This is a genomic window from Enterobacter sp. Y17 (assembly GCF_019730495.1).
In the GTDB taxonomy this organism is placed as follows: Bacteria; Pseudomonadota; Gammaproteobacteria; order Enterobacterales; family Enterobacteriaceae; genus Enterobacter; species Enterobacter asburiae_B.
This window is the reverse complement of sequence record NZ_JAASKP010000001.1, coordinates 2,537,459-2,552,092: the sequence shown is the minus strand read 5'-3', so window position 1 is coordinate 2,552,092 and position 14,634 is coordinate 2,537,459. Positions and strand designations below refer to the sequence as shown.

Genomic DNA, 14,634 nt, shown 5'->3' with positions numbered 1-14,634 from the left:
TTGAGTTGTCAAAAGTTGTCACCCACCGTCAGCGCCAGTGGGGATTTTTGGCAGAACGCGCTCTAAGTTACAGTTGCTTCAGTCAGTATTTTCATGAGAACAACTATTAAACTTTATATTTTTGAAATATCATATTTTTTTGCAATTTCCCCTGCCGCTTTTTCAATGCCTGGATAAACTGTACTTTCGTTGATACCAAAGCGTGCGAGCTCTTTCATTAAACCACTTTTGTTTTGTATACGTATTTTTTTTATTTTTATCTCACTAAAACCTGTTTCAGGAAGAACGGCGTCTTCACCGAATATTAAGAATGCCCCTGACTGAGAGTTAATTCTTGGGTTTGTCATTCTTCCCTTCACAACAAGTAGGCTTCTTAAGTCAGAAGGTTCAATGACATCTTTGAAATATGATTTTTCATCCTTGATTAAATGTAAGAGTTGCGCACAAGGATCAGTTTTATTAAATTCATGCTTGTTAAGGTTGAAATCTAATTCCTTTTTTAGATGTTCAGGCAAACGCGAAAGGTTTGCAATACAACTAACCGTATCAGAGTCAAAGAACTTAATTTGATTTTTTTTTGTGGTAATGATTATCACATTACCATCAACCTCACTTCCCTTTTCTATTTTTTTACTGGAACATGCGAAGTAAAGGGCAATGAGAGGATTTGTGGTTACATCAAGTAAACGTGTTGGAAGACCGTAGTGTTGCATTCGAACCAGTTTGTCGAGCATATATCTATCGGTAGTAAATTCGGATGGTTGGACTGTTAATAGTTCTGTAATCATTTCTGATTCATGTTGCCTATAACGAAAAAACCCCTGCGGACTTTTACGGTATAATGATGGTTCCAATTCATACCGATGATCTGAATGTCCGCGATAAAATACCTCTTCATCCTCATCAAAGTTATGTTTCAATACTTTATCAAGATAGGTATTAACATCAGATATTACGATATCTTCGGTTTTGTTTGGGAGGTTGGTTTTTTTAGGCTGAACTGGTGGTAATTGTCCCTCTATACCAAGTAAATCTAATACTGTGTCAATATCAAGTCGTTTTATTGACCAGTGAGTTCTGTGTAGTCCGAAGCCACCTAGGGATAGAGCATCGGAATAATGACTTTCATCATTTAACTTGCATTTGCCGAGATTTCTTTCAATTTTAAAGTTGAATGCAATAACTGTATCTCGCCCCAATTTAGTGATTTTTAAATCACTAATGCTACCTATTCTTATCTCAGAGTATTCAGATGTGTCAAAATCCTCGCCCCACTCTCTTTCCGGTTCCGTCATAAATAATACAGGTAATGAAGAAAGATATTCTAGAGATTCATCAGTGAGAGGTAGTAAATTATTTCTAATATCCTCTGGTGTTGATTCAAGTAAACGTGAAACTGAAAAGTTTTCTCGGCCAGAATCTTCTTTGATGAAGTTATAAATATCACCAGCAACTATTAAATTAAACATAAACAATCCTTTTAATAAGAAGTGACAATAAAATTAATTGTTATATAACAAATAGTTATTATACCTTGTTTTGTTATGAATATCGATTAATAAAACATACATAAAAATAACACGTGGCTTGTGCAAAGTATTATAAACAAAAATTCGAATGTGCAACCTTGATCACATATTTATTGAAAATAAATGATTTCTATAAGCTGCTTGTAATCTTACAATAGACTTGAAATCACAAAATTATCATTAATTTAGTTGTTCATTTGGTTTTATCCTTATATAGTCTACATTAAATTTTATTCTGCTAACATGCTTATGGTTTACAGTCGAGTCATTTCAATAAGCTCTATGGTCTAAGGTATATGAAGCTATCTAAGGAGCTGTAAAATATGGAAAAAGAGTATAGTAAGGATAGGTTATTGGATTTAACAGCCCACTTTAAGCGGCGTAAGCAATACGCGTCGGAAAAAATAAAGCATTTACGAGAGCAACATGAAATATGTTTTGCTTTGTCTGGTCTAACCTTTAGTAAAAGTCCCTATATTTTTGAGGGTATCGGCGTTTTAAGAGAAGTACTTTATCCGCCAGGAGAAATCGAGCTTGCTGCTGCCCTTAAGAATAAATCCTTACTAAGCCCTATTGCTCGCCATATGCCTGCATTAACGCATGAACTTGCTTTGCAATGCTGTAATTCAACTCTTCAACAGACAGAGTTAAACATAGGATGGTGGATCTTATCGGCGATCAGATGTCGTACTCTCATTGAGGTACTTGTCCCCGCGGTAGCAAATGTATCATGGGATGTTTTCCCCGCGATGAACTCAAACTCCTGCGAAGTACAACTTCTTGAAGACGTACCTGCAACTCGTCGAATAGATACCGTTAAAGAACTATCGCTTGAGGCTCTCGATTGGGTTCAACAATACTTAGAAAATTGGATAACTTTGCTTGAGTTCCCGGCCTTTAGACTAGCTATAGATTCTCTTACGACCCACAACCAACACGCCAATTTACGGATGTCTGCCGCGGCGTTATGGGCAGGAATTGAGGCTCTTTTTGGCATAAACTCCGAACTTCGTTTCCGGCTGGCGCTCATGGCGGCGGCATATCTTGAAGAAAGAGGGGTACAGCGTTTAGAGGCGTATCGCAGGATAAAGAAACTGTATGATTATCGCTCTAAAGCGGTACACGGTGGAGTTACGTCAGATCATCACTTAGTTGAGCATATAATTGAGGTAAGGAAGCTCCTATCGCAACTAGTTTGCCGGATGACAGAGCTAGGCAGAATGCCAACTGTTGAAGATTATGAAGAAAGACTTCTTACTTAAAATCACTTAAATAGTTGCGCGGTAACATTAAGCGAATTACCTCAAAAAATTTACACTTGAAAGTAATTCGGTCAATTTAATTTTAAGCTAAAACTATTTGGGGGTACTTATGGGGGTATCTAATAAAACACAATATTATTAAATGTATAAATAACAGTTGCTTATGAAGGTTTGTTTTATTCCTATTATCGCACCATCTTTTAAAACCGCCTTCGGCGTATCAGCTATTTAGTCCCTCCGACAGCTCCGGCAAACCATCACACATCTCCTGCAGCTCATTAAACATTCTTGCCACATGGAAACCATCGCACACCGAGTGATGTACCTGTACCGCCATAGGCAACAACACTTTCCCATCCTGCTCGTAGTATTTTCCAAACGTGAACATAGGGGAAAAGAAGTTCTTCATGTGCGCAATGTTCATCGTAAAGTTCGTAAACGTCACCCAGGGAATAGACGATACGAAAAAGACATTTTCCCGGGACTCTTCTTTCGGCCAATAAGAAAGGTTATTGCCATAGCGCGCAACATCTTCTGCATAGGTGTTCTGGAAGTGCTGAATATTGCCGTCGAAATGGCTCCACAATGACGAAAAGGTCTCTGTTTCAGGGTGGAAAATGGTATAGCTGGGATGAATTTCATTCCATATGACAAGCTCATTGTCCTTCATGGCCATACGGAATTCCGGATGCCGGTTCATGATTTTAGAGAGGAGGAAAATAATCGTTGGGTAAAACTTCCAGCCGACCTTTTTGATATGTTTTCGCAGCGCGGTGATGTCGATCAGAACCGTTTGGTTAATTGTACACTCAGCAAATGACTGGAATACTTCAAAATGCTCCTTCCTGGCCCAACGAGATAAATCAACAGGCGTATATTCCGGGGCTGCTTTTTTCATTTTTTAACCTTTGATTATCAATCGCCTAAAGGATTTTGGGCCAGAAAAAGCCGCGCAACCATTTCAACCGTATCTAATCTTCCTGTCAATCTCAGCCTGTGGTTTTCCGAACAGATATCCCTGCACGAGATCGCAGCCTAGCGCCTGAAGACGTTCGAGCTGCGCTTCGGTTTCAACACCTTCTGCAATGACCCTCATATTGAGGCTCTTCGCCATGCCGGTTATCAATTTAACGATATTAAGGGCATCATCCTGCGTGGATATCGGGTTCACAAAGGATTTGTCGATTTTAATTTTATCAAAATTCAGTTCACTCAGACGTGAGAGCGATGAATAACCCGTCCCGAAATCATCGATTGAAATTCTTACACCCAGCGTTCTCAGCTTTTTGAGAATAGTGATCGGCGTGTTGCTGTCGCTGAAGAGCGATGACTCCGTAACCTCTAATTCAAGACGGTTTGCCGGAAGTCCTGTCTCCTTCAGGATGGACTGTACCATTGCCGTAAAGGATTTTGTGCCCAGCTGAACGGGTGAGACGTTCACAGAGATCCTTGCCGGAACCGCCCAGGAAACCGCTTCCCGGCAGGCAAGCTCCAGCACGGTTTTGCCGATCTGGTTGATCATCCCCGTTTTTTCAGCGACGGAAATAAAGTAATCGGGTGACAGTAGCCCCTTCACCGGGTGTATCCAGCGAATAAGCGCTTCATAGCCGTAAATTTCATTGCTGAATGAATCGACAATAGGCTGGTAATAAACAACGAATTCATGGTTATCGATCGCTAGTGCCATATCATGTTCAAGGGTTCTGCTTTCCTGCAACTTTTGCAGCATCCACTGACGGAAGACTTTTATCTGCTGTGAGCCCTCTTTTTTGGCTTCGTAGAGCGCCAGATCGGCAAATTTATAAAGGTAGTCAGAGCGCCGTTCATTATCAGATAAAACGATACCCACACAGGTGGCGATTTTTATCAGCTGGTTATTAATCGTATAGGGCTGGCTGATATGTTCGCTGATTTCTTTGGCGCGCGAAACGGCGGCTGCTTCAGTGAGTCCACTGGACAACAGGGCGAACTCATCTCCGCCCAAACGGTAAAACGTATCAGTGGCGCTGCTCATTGAGGTGAGGCGTCTGGATACCTGATTCAGCAGCAAATCTCCGGCATCATGGCCATAGGTATCGTTGACCTCTTTGAAGCGGTCTAAATCAAATAACATCACCGTGACGGGGATATGGTTTTTATCTGCCTGAAGATTAATTTTGTTGAGATCGTCCCAGAAGAAAAGACGGTTTTTCATGCCGGTGAGGGAGTCATGATAAACATCATATTCCAGCTTCGAGTTCTGAATTTGCAGCGTTTCTTTTGATATCTGAAGCTCGTCAGCAAGGCTTTTAACCTGCATGTGCGCTTTGAGAATGTTTTTATTCTGGTAGATCATTAAGAAACCCAGAATAAAGCTTAATATTACCAGTAATAATGAAAGCACCGAATAAATATAATAAAGAATCTGTATTTTATGGTTGGATTCATTAACCGTGTTAATATCTTTCGTCAATGCCGTTGCTGAAAGCTGGCTCAGTGGCGCATCAAGGTCATGCATATTTGTCAGGTATGCCTGTAGCTCTGGGTGGCTCATTTTTTCAAGATGGCTATCCAGATAGGCCAGTATTTTCTCTAAGCGCAAAGCGAGCTCCTGATGCGCTTTATCACTGTCAATATAGCGACCTAAATCACCCCCTTTCATTAAATCGCTCTGGCTTAGCATAATTTCAAGACGCATGCGGACCTGGTCTATCGTAACGTCATCGGTATCGGTTGCGTATAGACCAAGCCATGATTCAAAACGGTAATACTCTGATACCAGTTGTGCCACGGACCAGGACTCAGTGTATTGAGTCAGTTTTTGCAATTCCTGCTGTCGATCGTAAACAAGGAATGCAATATATCCTGTCGTGATAAAAAGAGAAAAAATGATACCAACCAGTATCCTGTTCATTATGTTCTCCTGAACGACTACTCAATCTTCATTTTGCTAACCTGCCATGCTGATCGTGAGTAATAAATCTGATTATTCAACTCAGGAAGACTGTCATAGGGGTATACAATGAACGATGGGCCTTTATCGCGGATGCGCATATATTCGCCATTGACCTTTAAGGCAAGTATGGCGTTGTATTTTTTAAAGTCGCTGAGAGGGATCACGGTAGAGTAATCATTGAGCGCAATAACATTAACGTTAGTTCCCTTCGCACCCACATACTCCATGAGTTTGTTCATTGGAACACCCTCAAACTTCGTACGACCATTATACCAGGGAGATGTCGTCTCGAAACTCACTACTCCGAGTTTTTCAAGGCTGGCGAGATCAAACACTGCTTTTCCATTTTCATTGGTATTTTCTATATTACCGTAAATCGTTAAAATGGGTTTACCAACTGGTTTTGGCAGGTCGCCAGCCCAGGTTACACTTTGTACGAGACAGCATAACAGCAGTAGGGTTAATCGCATTTTGACCTCCACCTTTTGAACATAAGTATAAGAATTATAATTTAGATATCACACGAGTTTATATATTTTGTTGAGGAGTAAGGGGTTTTATCGTTTTTGTTGATATAAACCCATTTTAATCAATGGGTTAGGTGTTGCGGGTGACAGGGTGTTTGATACTAGAGCGACGCTTAACTTTTTGATAAAAGCTAAAATTGCGGGCATAAATGCTCTTCTGTTTAAAAAATAACCGCTTTAATTGATGGATATTAACTTCCGCGACAATTTTAGGATGTCCTTGGCTTTTTGGGGCGCGAATCTGGAGACTAAATACGCACCCCGGTTGTGTCCGTTGTTTCAGGATGACGACGATAAGCGAGAACACGACCATTCTGATGGTGCGTGTCCCATATCGCTTGCCTTACTTCATGTCATCCTGGATGGCTGACGCCGACTTCCCCCCTTTCGCCATGCTGGAAAACACTGCGTCCCGGTAGATCCACGCATGAACGAGTGCGGCAGAGATATGGACCAGCACCACAGCAAAAAGCAACTTTGCCAGAAGGCTATGGGCGTCGTGACACCAGGCATACAGTGCTGGACTGTTCGGGGCAATCGCCGGCAGGTTGACGCCACTAAACATCACAATCGGCAGCCCGGCTGCCGACAGTTGCGCCCAGCCCAGCAGCGGCATTGCCAGCATTAACCCATACAGCATCCAGTGTGATGCCTTTGCTGCAAGCTCCTGCCAGACGGGCAAATCAGCAGGAAGTGGGGGCGTCCGGCTGAGGAGCCGGTTGACCAGACGCACCAGTGCCAGCAGTAAAATGGCGACACCCAGCGGCCGGTGCAGGTCGATTAACCAAATCCGGTGATGTAACGACGTCATCATTGCGGCACCGATGAAAAGCATGGCCAGGATCATCACCGCCATCAGCCAATGCAGGCTTCGCGCCAGGATATTGAAATGCTGCGGCGCGTGCTCTCGCATATCTTTATTCGAGCTCATTTTACCTCCTGCTTTTGCACAGCTTCGGTGGCCTTGCCGTAGCCGATTTCCCGCTCACGGCGACTGAAAGAGTGGGAATAGGCAGCGGAACGGGCGTTTAAGATGGGATCATCAGACACTGCAACGCCTGCAGGAACAATCGAAGGGTCAAAGTTAACGTCGCGGCACGCGCCCTCGGATTGTGCTTCGACACGCGTCACTTCCAGCGTGCCGGCAACCATCTGTTTGCGATCGTCCGGCCATGGCTGGGAAGGGTCATCCACCGGATCGCCCCGCTGTGCGAGCTGCAAAACGTAATCCCAATAGAGTGGCTTCTGCGCCAGGCGCTGACGCAGGTTTTCGAACAGGAAGTTGTCATCGGCTTTCTGTCGTTGTTCATCGCTCATAGAAAGGAAAGGCTCGTGCGGACGCATCATCCAGCGAACGGCCTGGCGATCTCCCTGCGAGTTCACAAGATAAAAGGCGTTAATGCTGTAAAACGTCGCGCCCGCGAAGCTGCCGGGCGCGGGTTTTTGTGCCGCCCATTTAAGGTATTTCTCCGCCTCCGGGTACGCTTTCAAAAAGTCTGCGAGACGCTGTGGATCCGGTTTGCCAGTGGCTGCATCGACAGCCGTGGCTTTTCGCAAGGCCAGAAAACCTTCCGGACTGTGCGTGGCGAAGAAAGGCTCGTTGTTCATCGCCATTCGCCATTGCTGCTTGTCATCTGTCTTCAGCAGCAGCGCCATGCTCAGGGTTTTGGTCGTACTATCCGGGGCATGGGGATCGCCAGTACCAATAGAGAATCGGCCCACCACGGGCACTTCCTGCTGTGAGAAGAGGCGGGAGGTTGAAAGAGAATTTGCCGAGCCGTTTGGCGTAAAGGTGCCAGCAAAGCAGATGCCTTTTCCATGCGCGCGGCGAAAACCCGGCGGGAAGGGTTTCGGTGTTTCACCCACCAGTGCCTGGCTGACCGTGCGTGAACCAAGCCAGCCCGCCGTCCATGCAAAAGCAAATGCCAGCGTACCGGCGACAACGGCGATCGATGCCAGCGCGCCCCAGGTTTTTTTGGATCTCAAATCCAGTTTCGACATAGACGTTTTTCCATAACAAAATATCTTCACATGTCATGCACAACGTATTGCGCGTGACATGTGTTAATACAGTGGCGAATATGGTTTGAGTATAAAAATTAAGGGGCGTAAAGAAAGAATATCACGAAAAGTTTAAACCTTTTCGCCGTCCCAAAGGAGGGCTACTTATCACAACGGTAATTGTGGCAGGACAGGTTCTTACTGAGAAATAGTGACGAAATATGTAATTTAAAGTTTTCTATTTCTCAAGCGAGAACGTGTAAGGTTTGTTGTTCCTGACGAATTAGATTCATTGATGTAAATCAGATTATCTCTTTCATTCGCCGCTTATCGTGTGCACACCCTTCCTTAAAACGAATCAAAAAATGAAAAAAAGACCATTCTTGATGGTGCTTTGCGCTGTGTGCTGCTTTTTTGTTGCGGACATCGCTATGGCAAAAAACAGTTCAGTTTCCAGTGAACAGGTTAAAGAGAACGTTATTGCAGAGTCGATCGCATCTTATCCCGGAGTATGCGCCTGTCCTTTTAACCGGGCCAGAAACGGAAGCGCCTGCGGCAGACGCAGCGCATGGAGTAAAGCGGGAGGCTATGCTCCCATTTGTTATAAAAATGAAGTTACGGATGAGAAGGTAAAGCAGTGGCGTGAAAATAATAGCTAACCCGCCTCCAGCATCCCAAAGCTCACAATCCGCGCGCGGCCCAGCTCTTTCGCCCGGTACAAGGCCACATCCGCGGCGCGCAGCAGGTTGTCAGTCTGGGCATGTTGCGGGTAGCTGGCAATGCCAATCGACACATCCACCGGCCCAATCTCGGTCAGCCCGTAGCGAAGCGACAGCTCATGCACGCTATTGTAAATCTTCTGCGCGCAGGCGTGCGCCTCTGGTTCATCGGCACCGGGAAGCAGGACCAGAAACTCCTCGCCCCCGTAGCGGAATGCGAGTCCGTTGTCATGTGCGGCCCGCTGAACAATTGACGCCACGCTTTTAATCACCTGATCGCCCGCTTCATGGCCGAAGCGGTCATTGATGCTCTTGAAGTGATCGATGTCGATCATCATGCAGCTTAACGGTTCGCCGGTGCGCAACGCCTGTGCCGTTTGGGTTTGCAGGGTATCTTCCAGATGATGACGATTACGCAGGCCGGTGAGCGGGTCGAACAAGGCTTTTTCCAGCAACGCGTCGCGCAGACGCTGGTTGGCCAGCGCCAGCCCGAGCGCTTCGGCCATCAGCTCCAGATAGGCGCGGGAAGGGGCGTTGTCCGCCGTAATATTCTGGAAGGAGAGCAGGCCAATGGCCTCGCCCTGGGCGATAAGCGGCACGCACAGCGAGCTTTCCGCCTGGGAGGACGGCAGATGGTAGCAGGCGATATCCGGCTCACCGTTTACCGGCGGGTGGCTCTGCCCGCGGCGCACGGCCCAGCACTCGTCCGGGTGGAAGCTCGTCTCTTCACCAACCGGTGAAAGCCAGTGTGCGACGCAGCGCATCTGCCATGGCTCCCGGTCAAGGACGTAAAGTCGCCCCGCGATCCCCGGCGCGATATTAGGCGCAAACAGCTCCGCCACGTTAATCACATCGTTAAAGTTCTCACACCCCTGCAGCCGCTGGGTCATGCGCGCCAGCAGCTCGCGGATGGCCCAGTCGGCATCGCGCTCTTTTTCCAGACGCTGTCGCGCCAGGCCGTTTTCGCGGAAGATGCGGATGGCCTGGGCCATGTCGCCAATCTCATCAATCTGGTTGAAATTGGGCGTTTCAACCGCGTAATCCTGGGATGCCAGGCGGTGCACCACGTCGCTCAGGCGCACCACGGGGCGCAGCACGCGGCGCTTTAATATAAAGCCGAGAACAAACAGGAACAGCAGGGCGGTCAGGCCGACCATCAGCTCAGAGGCCGTACGCAGCGCTTTCGATGTTTTTGTCGCGTCCTGAACGGAGGCGATGACGCGTTTGTCGAGTATCTGGCGGAAGTGATCGAGCTGGTTCTGCGCGCGCTCCAGCTCCTGCTCATAGGGCGCACCGTAGAGTAGCGCAACGGCCTGCGCGTCTTCTCCTCGCTCAAGGCTGGAAAGGGCGGTTTGCTGTTCGTCCTGCAGCTCATCGACGATCTTTATTCCTTCATGCAGCAGGGCCAGTTCTTCATCCGATGCGCCGTTATCCTGCAACTTTTCCAGCCGAAGCTCGATGCTCTTCAGGCTGTTTTCCGCCTGGTTATATTCCTTGAGAACCTGAGGATCTTTTTTAATGACGTACAGCCGTGCTAAATCAGATTGGGCCCAGATATCGGTTTCGATATCTTCCGTGAGCTGATCAAATTTCTGCCGTTGTTCAACGGCCTGACGCTCGAGGGTATCAGCGCTGGACGCCATCAGCATGATGATGCCGGAGGCGATGGTCAGGCAGACCGTGGCACCATAGGCCCAGTTTGTTATCGTCGCGATTCGCACCTGATGATCCTTTTACGACATGAGTAGGATGGCGTTCTTTCAAATTATAGAAAACGTTTGATTTAAGGCGAAAAAAAAGGCGGCACAGCGCCGCCTGGTGTGATCTATATCGTCACATCCTCACAATTCTGGAGGATTTTTTCCTTCTTCGATGAAGTCGGGGTCCAGCTCTTCGGCGTTACCTTCGTGATCGCGCCCTGAGAAGAGGTTCCAGCAGGCGATAAACAGCGCGGCAATGAGCGGCCCAATCACAAAGCCGTTAATGCCGTACAGCTCCATGCCGCCGAGGGTGGAGATCAGAATCAGGTAGTCCGGCATTTTGGTGTCTTTCCCGACCAGCAGCGGGCGCAGGATATTGTCCACCAGCCCGACGATAATCACGAAGAAGCCGACAATAAACAGCCCTTGCCAAAGCTGATGGGTGGCGAACAGGAAGATGGCGGCGGGAACCCAGACAATCGCCGAGCCGATGGCGGGCACCAGCGAGAGGAAGGCCATCAGCGCCCCCCAGAGCACGCTACCGTCAATACCGGCAATAGCAAACGCAATCCCGCCGAGGATGCCCTGAACCACCGCCACCGCCGCCGTACCTTTTACCGTGGCTCGCGACACGCCGACGAATTTGGCGAACAGGTGCTGTTTGGCGAAATCAGACAGCGGCAGGGAGTCAAGGATCTGGCGCACCAGATACGGGCCGTCTTTCAGCAGGAAGAACAGCAGATAAAGCATGATGCCGAAGCTAATCGCAAAGCCAAACGTGCCCTTGCCAATCAGGAACGCGCTGCCGGCGAGATATTGCCCGCCCTGCAGGGCGACATCAGAGAGTTTTTTCTGGATCTGCGCCGCGTTGGTCAGGTTGTGATCCGCCAGGAAGCCGCTGGCCCAGTCAGGCAGATGGTTGAAGATGCTCGCCACCACTTCCGGAAACTGGGTGTTGTTCTCCTGAAGCTTCGTGTAAACCACGTTCAGCTCAATGGCGAGCGAGGAGAGGATCACCATCAACGGAATAAAAACGATCAGGCAGATAATGCCAATGGTCAACAGCGAGGCGAGCCCGTTGCGATCCCCCAGCGCGGCGCGCAGCCTGTTTTTTACCGGATTGAAGATGACGGTCAGAATGGCGGCCCACAGTATCGCGGAGAAGTAGGGCGACAGTATGTCGAAGAAGGCCCAGGTGACGAGGGCGAGAATAAAAATGAAGAAACCTTTAGTCAGTCCGTTAAAGCGCATCAGTCAGTCCTGTTACTAAGAAACTGTGTCGACTATAGAACTGATTGTGAGAATTACCAACCCTGTACCGGGTAGCGGCTGCGCCTTACCCGTCCTGCGGGCAGTGTCGCGGTATGATTCCGCTCTTCACGTATACCACTTTCGACTGACCGAAGATCGCCTTTTCCCGCACCATGCTGTAAGTATCTGCTTGCGGAGGTGCTTATGGCCTGGCGTCCGATTCTCTATGTGATCCTCACGACCCACCCCAGACTCAGCGCGAGGCGTGCCCGTTTGCGTCTGGTCATCTAGCTTTTTATTAACAATCGCGGTATAACACACCTTCTTTGGATGTTTAGATGTCCATACGTATAGAAGGTAATATGCAAACACAACAAGAAAATGGGCAGCTTAAGCGCACCATGAAAACACGCCACCTGATTATGCTCTCGCTGGGTGGTGTGATTGGGACAGGGTTATTCTTCAATACCGGATACATCATTTCAACGACCGGGGCGGCGGGCACGCTGCTGGCGTACCTGATAGGCGCGCTGGTGGTCTGGCTGGTGATGCAGTGTCTGGGCGAGCTCTCCGTGGCGATGCCGGAAACCGGCGCGTTCCACGTCTATGCCGCCCGCTATCTTGGCCCGGCGACGGGCTACACCGTGGCGTGGCTCTACTGGCTCACCTGGACGGTGGCGCTCGGCTCCAGCTTCACCGCCGCGGGCTTTTGCATGCAGTACTGGTTCCCCCAGGTGCCCGTCTGGGCATGGTGCGTGGTCTTCTGCGTGGTGATTTTTGGCCTGAACGTCATCTCTACGCGCTTCTTTGCGGAAGGCGAGTTCTGGTTCTCCCTGGTGAAAGTCATCACCATCATCGCCTTTATTATTCTTGGCGGGGCGGCGGTCTTTGGCTTTATCCCGATGCAGGACGGTTCCCCCGCACCGGGCTTAAGCAACATCACCGCCGAAGGCTGGTTCCCGCACGGCGGCCTGCCGATCCTGATGACCATGGTGGCGGTGAACTTTGCCTTCTCCGGGACGGAGCTCATCGGTATCGCGGCGGGCGAAACGGAAAATCCGCACAAGGTGATTCCGGTTGCGATCCGCACCACCATTGCGCGCCTGATTATCTTCTTTATCGGCACCGTGTTTGTGCTGGCGGCGCTGATCCCGATGCAGCAGGCGGGCGTGGAAAAGAGCCCGTTCGTGCTGGTGTTTGAAAAGGTCGGTATTCCTTACGCGGCAGACATCGTTAACTTCGTGATCCTGACGGCGATCCTCTCGGCGGCGAACTCGGGACTGTACGCTTCCGGGCGCATGCTGTGGTCGCTGTCGAACGAGAAAACGCTGCCGCGCTGCTTTGCCCGCGTGAACAAAAACGGCGTGCCGCTGACGGCGCTCTCGGTCTCTATGCTCGGCGGCGTGCTGGCGCTGTTCTCAAGCGTCGTGGCCCCGGACACGGTGTTTGTCGCGCTCTCGGCGATTTCTGGCTTTGCGGTGGTGGCGGTGTGGATCAGCATCTGCGCGTCGCACTTCGTTTTCCGTCGCCGTCATCTGCAGTCCGGCCAGCCGCTCTCTGCGCTGCAGTACCGCGCGCCGTGGTATCCGCTGGTGCCGGTGCTCGGTTTTATCCTCTGCGTGGTGGCCTGTGTCGGCCTGTGGTTTGACCCAAGCCAGCGCATTGCCCTTTATTGCGGGCTTCCGTTTGTCGCCCTGTGTTATGGTGCGTACTACCTGACCCGAAATATGACATCGCAGGAGCCTGAACATGTCGCAGAATAACCCGCTTACCGCCATCCTTGAAAAACAGCCGTTTGTGGTGCTGGATGGCGCGATGGCGACGGAGCTGGAAGCGCGCGGCTGTAACCTGGCAGACAGCCTCTGGTCAGCCAAAGTGCTGGTGGAAAACCCGGAACTCATTCGCGAAGTGCATCTCGATTACTACCGGGCGGGCGCGCAGGTGGCGATCACCGCCAGCTATCAGGCCACGCCTGCGGGCTTTGCGGCGCGCGGTCTGGACGAAGCGCAGTCCCGCGCGCTGATCGGTAAAAGTGTGGAGCTGGCGCGTAAGGCGCGCGAAGCGTATCTGGCTGAAAACCCGCACGCGGGCACGCTGCTGGTGGCGGGATCCGTTGGGCCGTATGGCGCGTATCTGGCGGATGGCTCAGAGTATCGCGGCGACTACGTGCGCAGCGCCGGGGAGTTTACTGCCTTCCACCGCCCGCGCGTGGAAGCGCTGCTGGATGCGGGCGCTGACCTGCTGGCCTGCGAAACGCTGCCTTCGTTTGTGGAGATCAAGGCGCTGGCGGCGCTTCTGGCCGGGTACCCCCGCGCCCGGGCGTGGTTCTCCTTTACCCTGCGCGACAGCGAACACCTGAGCGACGGCACGCCGCTGCGCGAGGTGGTCAGCGCGCTGGCAAACTCTCCGCAGATTGTCGCGCTGGGCATTAACTGCATCGCCCTGGAAAACACTACGGCGGCGCTGAAGCATCTGCAAAGCCTGACGTCGCTGCCGCTGGTGGTCTATCCGAACTCGGGCGAGCATTATGACGCGGTAACCAAAACCTGGCACCACCACGGTGAAGCGTGCGAGACGCTGGTAGGGTATCTGCCGCAGTGGCTGGAAGCCGGCGCGAAGCTGATTGGCGGATGCTGTCGCACCACGCCGAAGGATATTGCTGAGCTGAACGCGCAGCGCTGATGCCCTCACCCTGACCCTCTCCCACGGG

Annotated in this window: 12 protein-coding genes; 4 read left to right on the top strand and 8 right to left on the bottom strand. The window is 49.9% G+C overall.

From position 1 onward, the window contains the following. Window positions 1–113: 113 nt before the first annotated feature. Window positions 114–1,469: an FRG domain-containing protein gene (locus HCH49_RS12050; protein WP_221702737.1), complete on the bottom strand. Its 1,356-nt coding sequence runs from the start codon at window positions 1,467–1,469 to the stop codon at window positions 114–116. A 383-nt stretch (window positions 1,470–1,852) separates the two neighbouring features. Between HCH49_RS12050 and HCH49_RS12045 the strand changes: the two genes are divergently transcribed. Further along, entirely contained in the window at window positions 1,853–2,791 is a 939-nt protein-coding gene (locus HCH49_RS12045) for a HEPN domain-containing protein (RefSeq protein ID WP_221702736.1), read from the top strand. A 220-nt stretch (window positions 2,792–3,011) separates the two neighbouring features. Here the strand turns inward: HCH49_RS12045 and catA are convergent, their stop codons facing one another. The 5 genes from catA to HCH49_RS12020 all read right to left on the bottom strand — a co-directional run bounded on the left by catA (window position 3,012) and on the right by HCH49_RS12020 (window position 8,254). Further along, window positions 3,012–3,689 (bottom strand): type A chloramphenicol O-acetyltransferase, encoded by a 678-nt coding sequence (gene catA, locus HCH49_RS12040; protein WP_221702735.1) that lies wholly within the window; start codon window positions 3,687–3,689, stop codon window positions 3,012–3,014. A gap of 63 nt (window positions 3,690–3,752) precedes the next feature. After that, a complete protein-coding gene (locus HCH49_RS12035; protein WP_087822967.1) occupies window positions 3,753–5,684 on the bottom strand; it encodes a putative bifunctional diguanylate cyclase/phosphodiesterase in 1,932 nt (643 codons plus the stop codon). Between the two features lie 17 nt (window positions 5,685–5,701). Beyond that, entirely contained in the window at window positions 5,702–6,196 is a 495-nt protein-coding gene (locus HCH49_RS12030) for a molybdopterin-dependent oxidoreductase (RefSeq protein WP_039263874.1), read from the bottom strand. A 400-nt stretch (window positions 6,197–6,596) separates the two neighbouring features. Next, complete coding sequence (locus HCH49_RS12025; protein WP_221702734.1) at window positions 6,597–7,184, bottom strand: cytochrome b; 588 nt, start codon at window positions 7,182–7,184, stop codon at window positions 6,597–6,599. Next, window positions 7,181–8,254 (bottom strand): catalase family peroxidase, encoded by a 1,074-nt coding sequence (locus HCH49_RS12020; protein WP_047061213.1) that lies wholly within the window; start codon window positions 8,252–8,254, stop codon window positions 7,181–7,183. Before HCH49_RS12020 ends, HCH49_RS12025 begins: the two co-directional genes overlap by 4 nt. Before the next feature lie 365 nt (window positions 8,255–8,619). Between HCH49_RS12020 and HCH49_RS12015 the strand changes: the two genes are divergently transcribed. Then, window positions 8,620–8,913, top strand: coding sequence for a hypothetical protein (locus tag HCH49_RS12015; protein WP_221702733.1), 294 nt, complete (start codon window positions 8,620–8,622; stop codon window positions 8,911–8,913). Here the strand turns inward: HCH49_RS12015 and HCH49_RS12010 are convergent. Further along, a complete protein-coding gene (locus tag HCH49_RS12010; RefSeq protein WP_221702732.1) occupies window positions 8,910–10,694 on the bottom strand; it encodes a diguanylate cyclase in 1,785 nt (594 codons plus the stop codon). The two genes, HCH49_RS12015 and HCH49_RS12010, sit on opposite strands and share 4 nt — an antisense overlap. A 120-nt stretch (window positions 10,695–10,814) precedes the next feature. After that, window positions 10,815–11,924 (bottom strand): AI-2E family transporter, encoded by a 1,110-nt coding sequence (locus HCH49_RS12005; protein ID WP_033144729.1) that lies wholly within the window; start codon window positions 11,922–11,924, stop codon window positions 10,815–10,817. A gap of 362 nt (window positions 11,925–12,286) precedes the next feature. Between HCH49_RS12005 and mmuP the strand changes: the two genes are divergently transcribed. Together mmuP and mmuM are read left to right on the top strand one after the other, a co-directional pair. After that, window positions 12,287–13,687, top strand: a complete 1,401-nt coding sequence (gene mmuP, locus HCH49_RS12000) for an S-methylmethionine permease (protein WP_023334652.1) — start codon at window positions 12,287–12,289, stop codon at window positions 13,685–13,687. Next, window positions 13,674–14,606 carry a homocysteine S-methyltransferase gene (mmuM, locus tag HCH49_RS11995; protein WP_196354777.1) on the top strand — a complete coding sequence of 311 codons (933 nt, stop codon included), beginning with the start codon at window positions 13,674–13,676 and terminating at the stop codon, window positions 14,604–14,606. The genes mmuP and mmuM overlap by 14 nt, the downstream gene beginning before the upstream one ends. Window positions 14,607–14,634: the final 28 nt, after the last annotated feature.

Excerpts from the sequence above, each read along its gene's own strand:
- HCH49_RS12030 (WP_039263874.1), bottom strand. The coding sequence starts at position 6,196 with ATGCGATTAACCCTACTGCTGTTATGCTGTCTCGTACAAAGTGTAACC.
- mmuP (WP_023334652.1), top strand. The coding sequence starts at position 12,287 with ATGCAAACACAACAAGAAAATGGGCAGCTTAAGCGCACCATGAAAACA.
- HCH49_RS12045 (WP_221702736.1), top strand. The coding sequence starts at position 1,853 with ATGGAAAAAGAGTATAGTAAGGATAGGTTATTGGATTTAACAGCCCAC.
- HCH49_RS12005 (WP_033144729.1), bottom strand. The coding sequence starts at position 11,924 with ATGCGCTTTAACGGACTGACTAAAGGTTTCTTCATTTTTATTCTCGCC.
- catA (WP_221702735.1), bottom strand. The coding sequence starts at position 3,689 with ATGAAAAAAGCAGCCCCGGAATATACGCCTGTTGATTTATCTCGTTGG.
- HCH49_RS12020 (WP_047061213.1), bottom strand. The coding sequence starts at position 8,254 with ATGTCGAAACTGGATTTGAGATCCAAAAAAACCTGGGGCGCGCTGGCA.
- HCH49_RS12035 (WP_087822967.1), bottom strand. The coding sequence starts at position 5,684 with ATGAACAGGATACTGGTTGGTATCATTTTTTCTCTTTTTATCACGACA.
- HCH49_RS12050 (WP_221702737.1), bottom strand. The coding sequence starts at position 1,469 with ATGTTTAATTTAATAGTTGCTGGTGATATTTATAACTTCATCAAAGAA.
- HCH49_RS12015 (WP_221702733.1), top strand. The coding sequence starts at position 8,620 with ATGAAAAAAAGACCATTCTTGATGGTGCTTTGCGCTGTGTGCTGCTTT.
- mmuM (WP_196354777.1), top strand. The coding sequence starts at position 13,674 with ATGTCGCAGAATAACCCGCTTACCGCCATCCTTGAAAAACAGCCGTTT.
- HCH49_RS12025 (WP_221702734.1), bottom strand. The coding sequence starts at position 7,184 with ATGAGCTCGAATAAAGATATGCGAGAGCACGCGCCGCAGCATTTCAAT.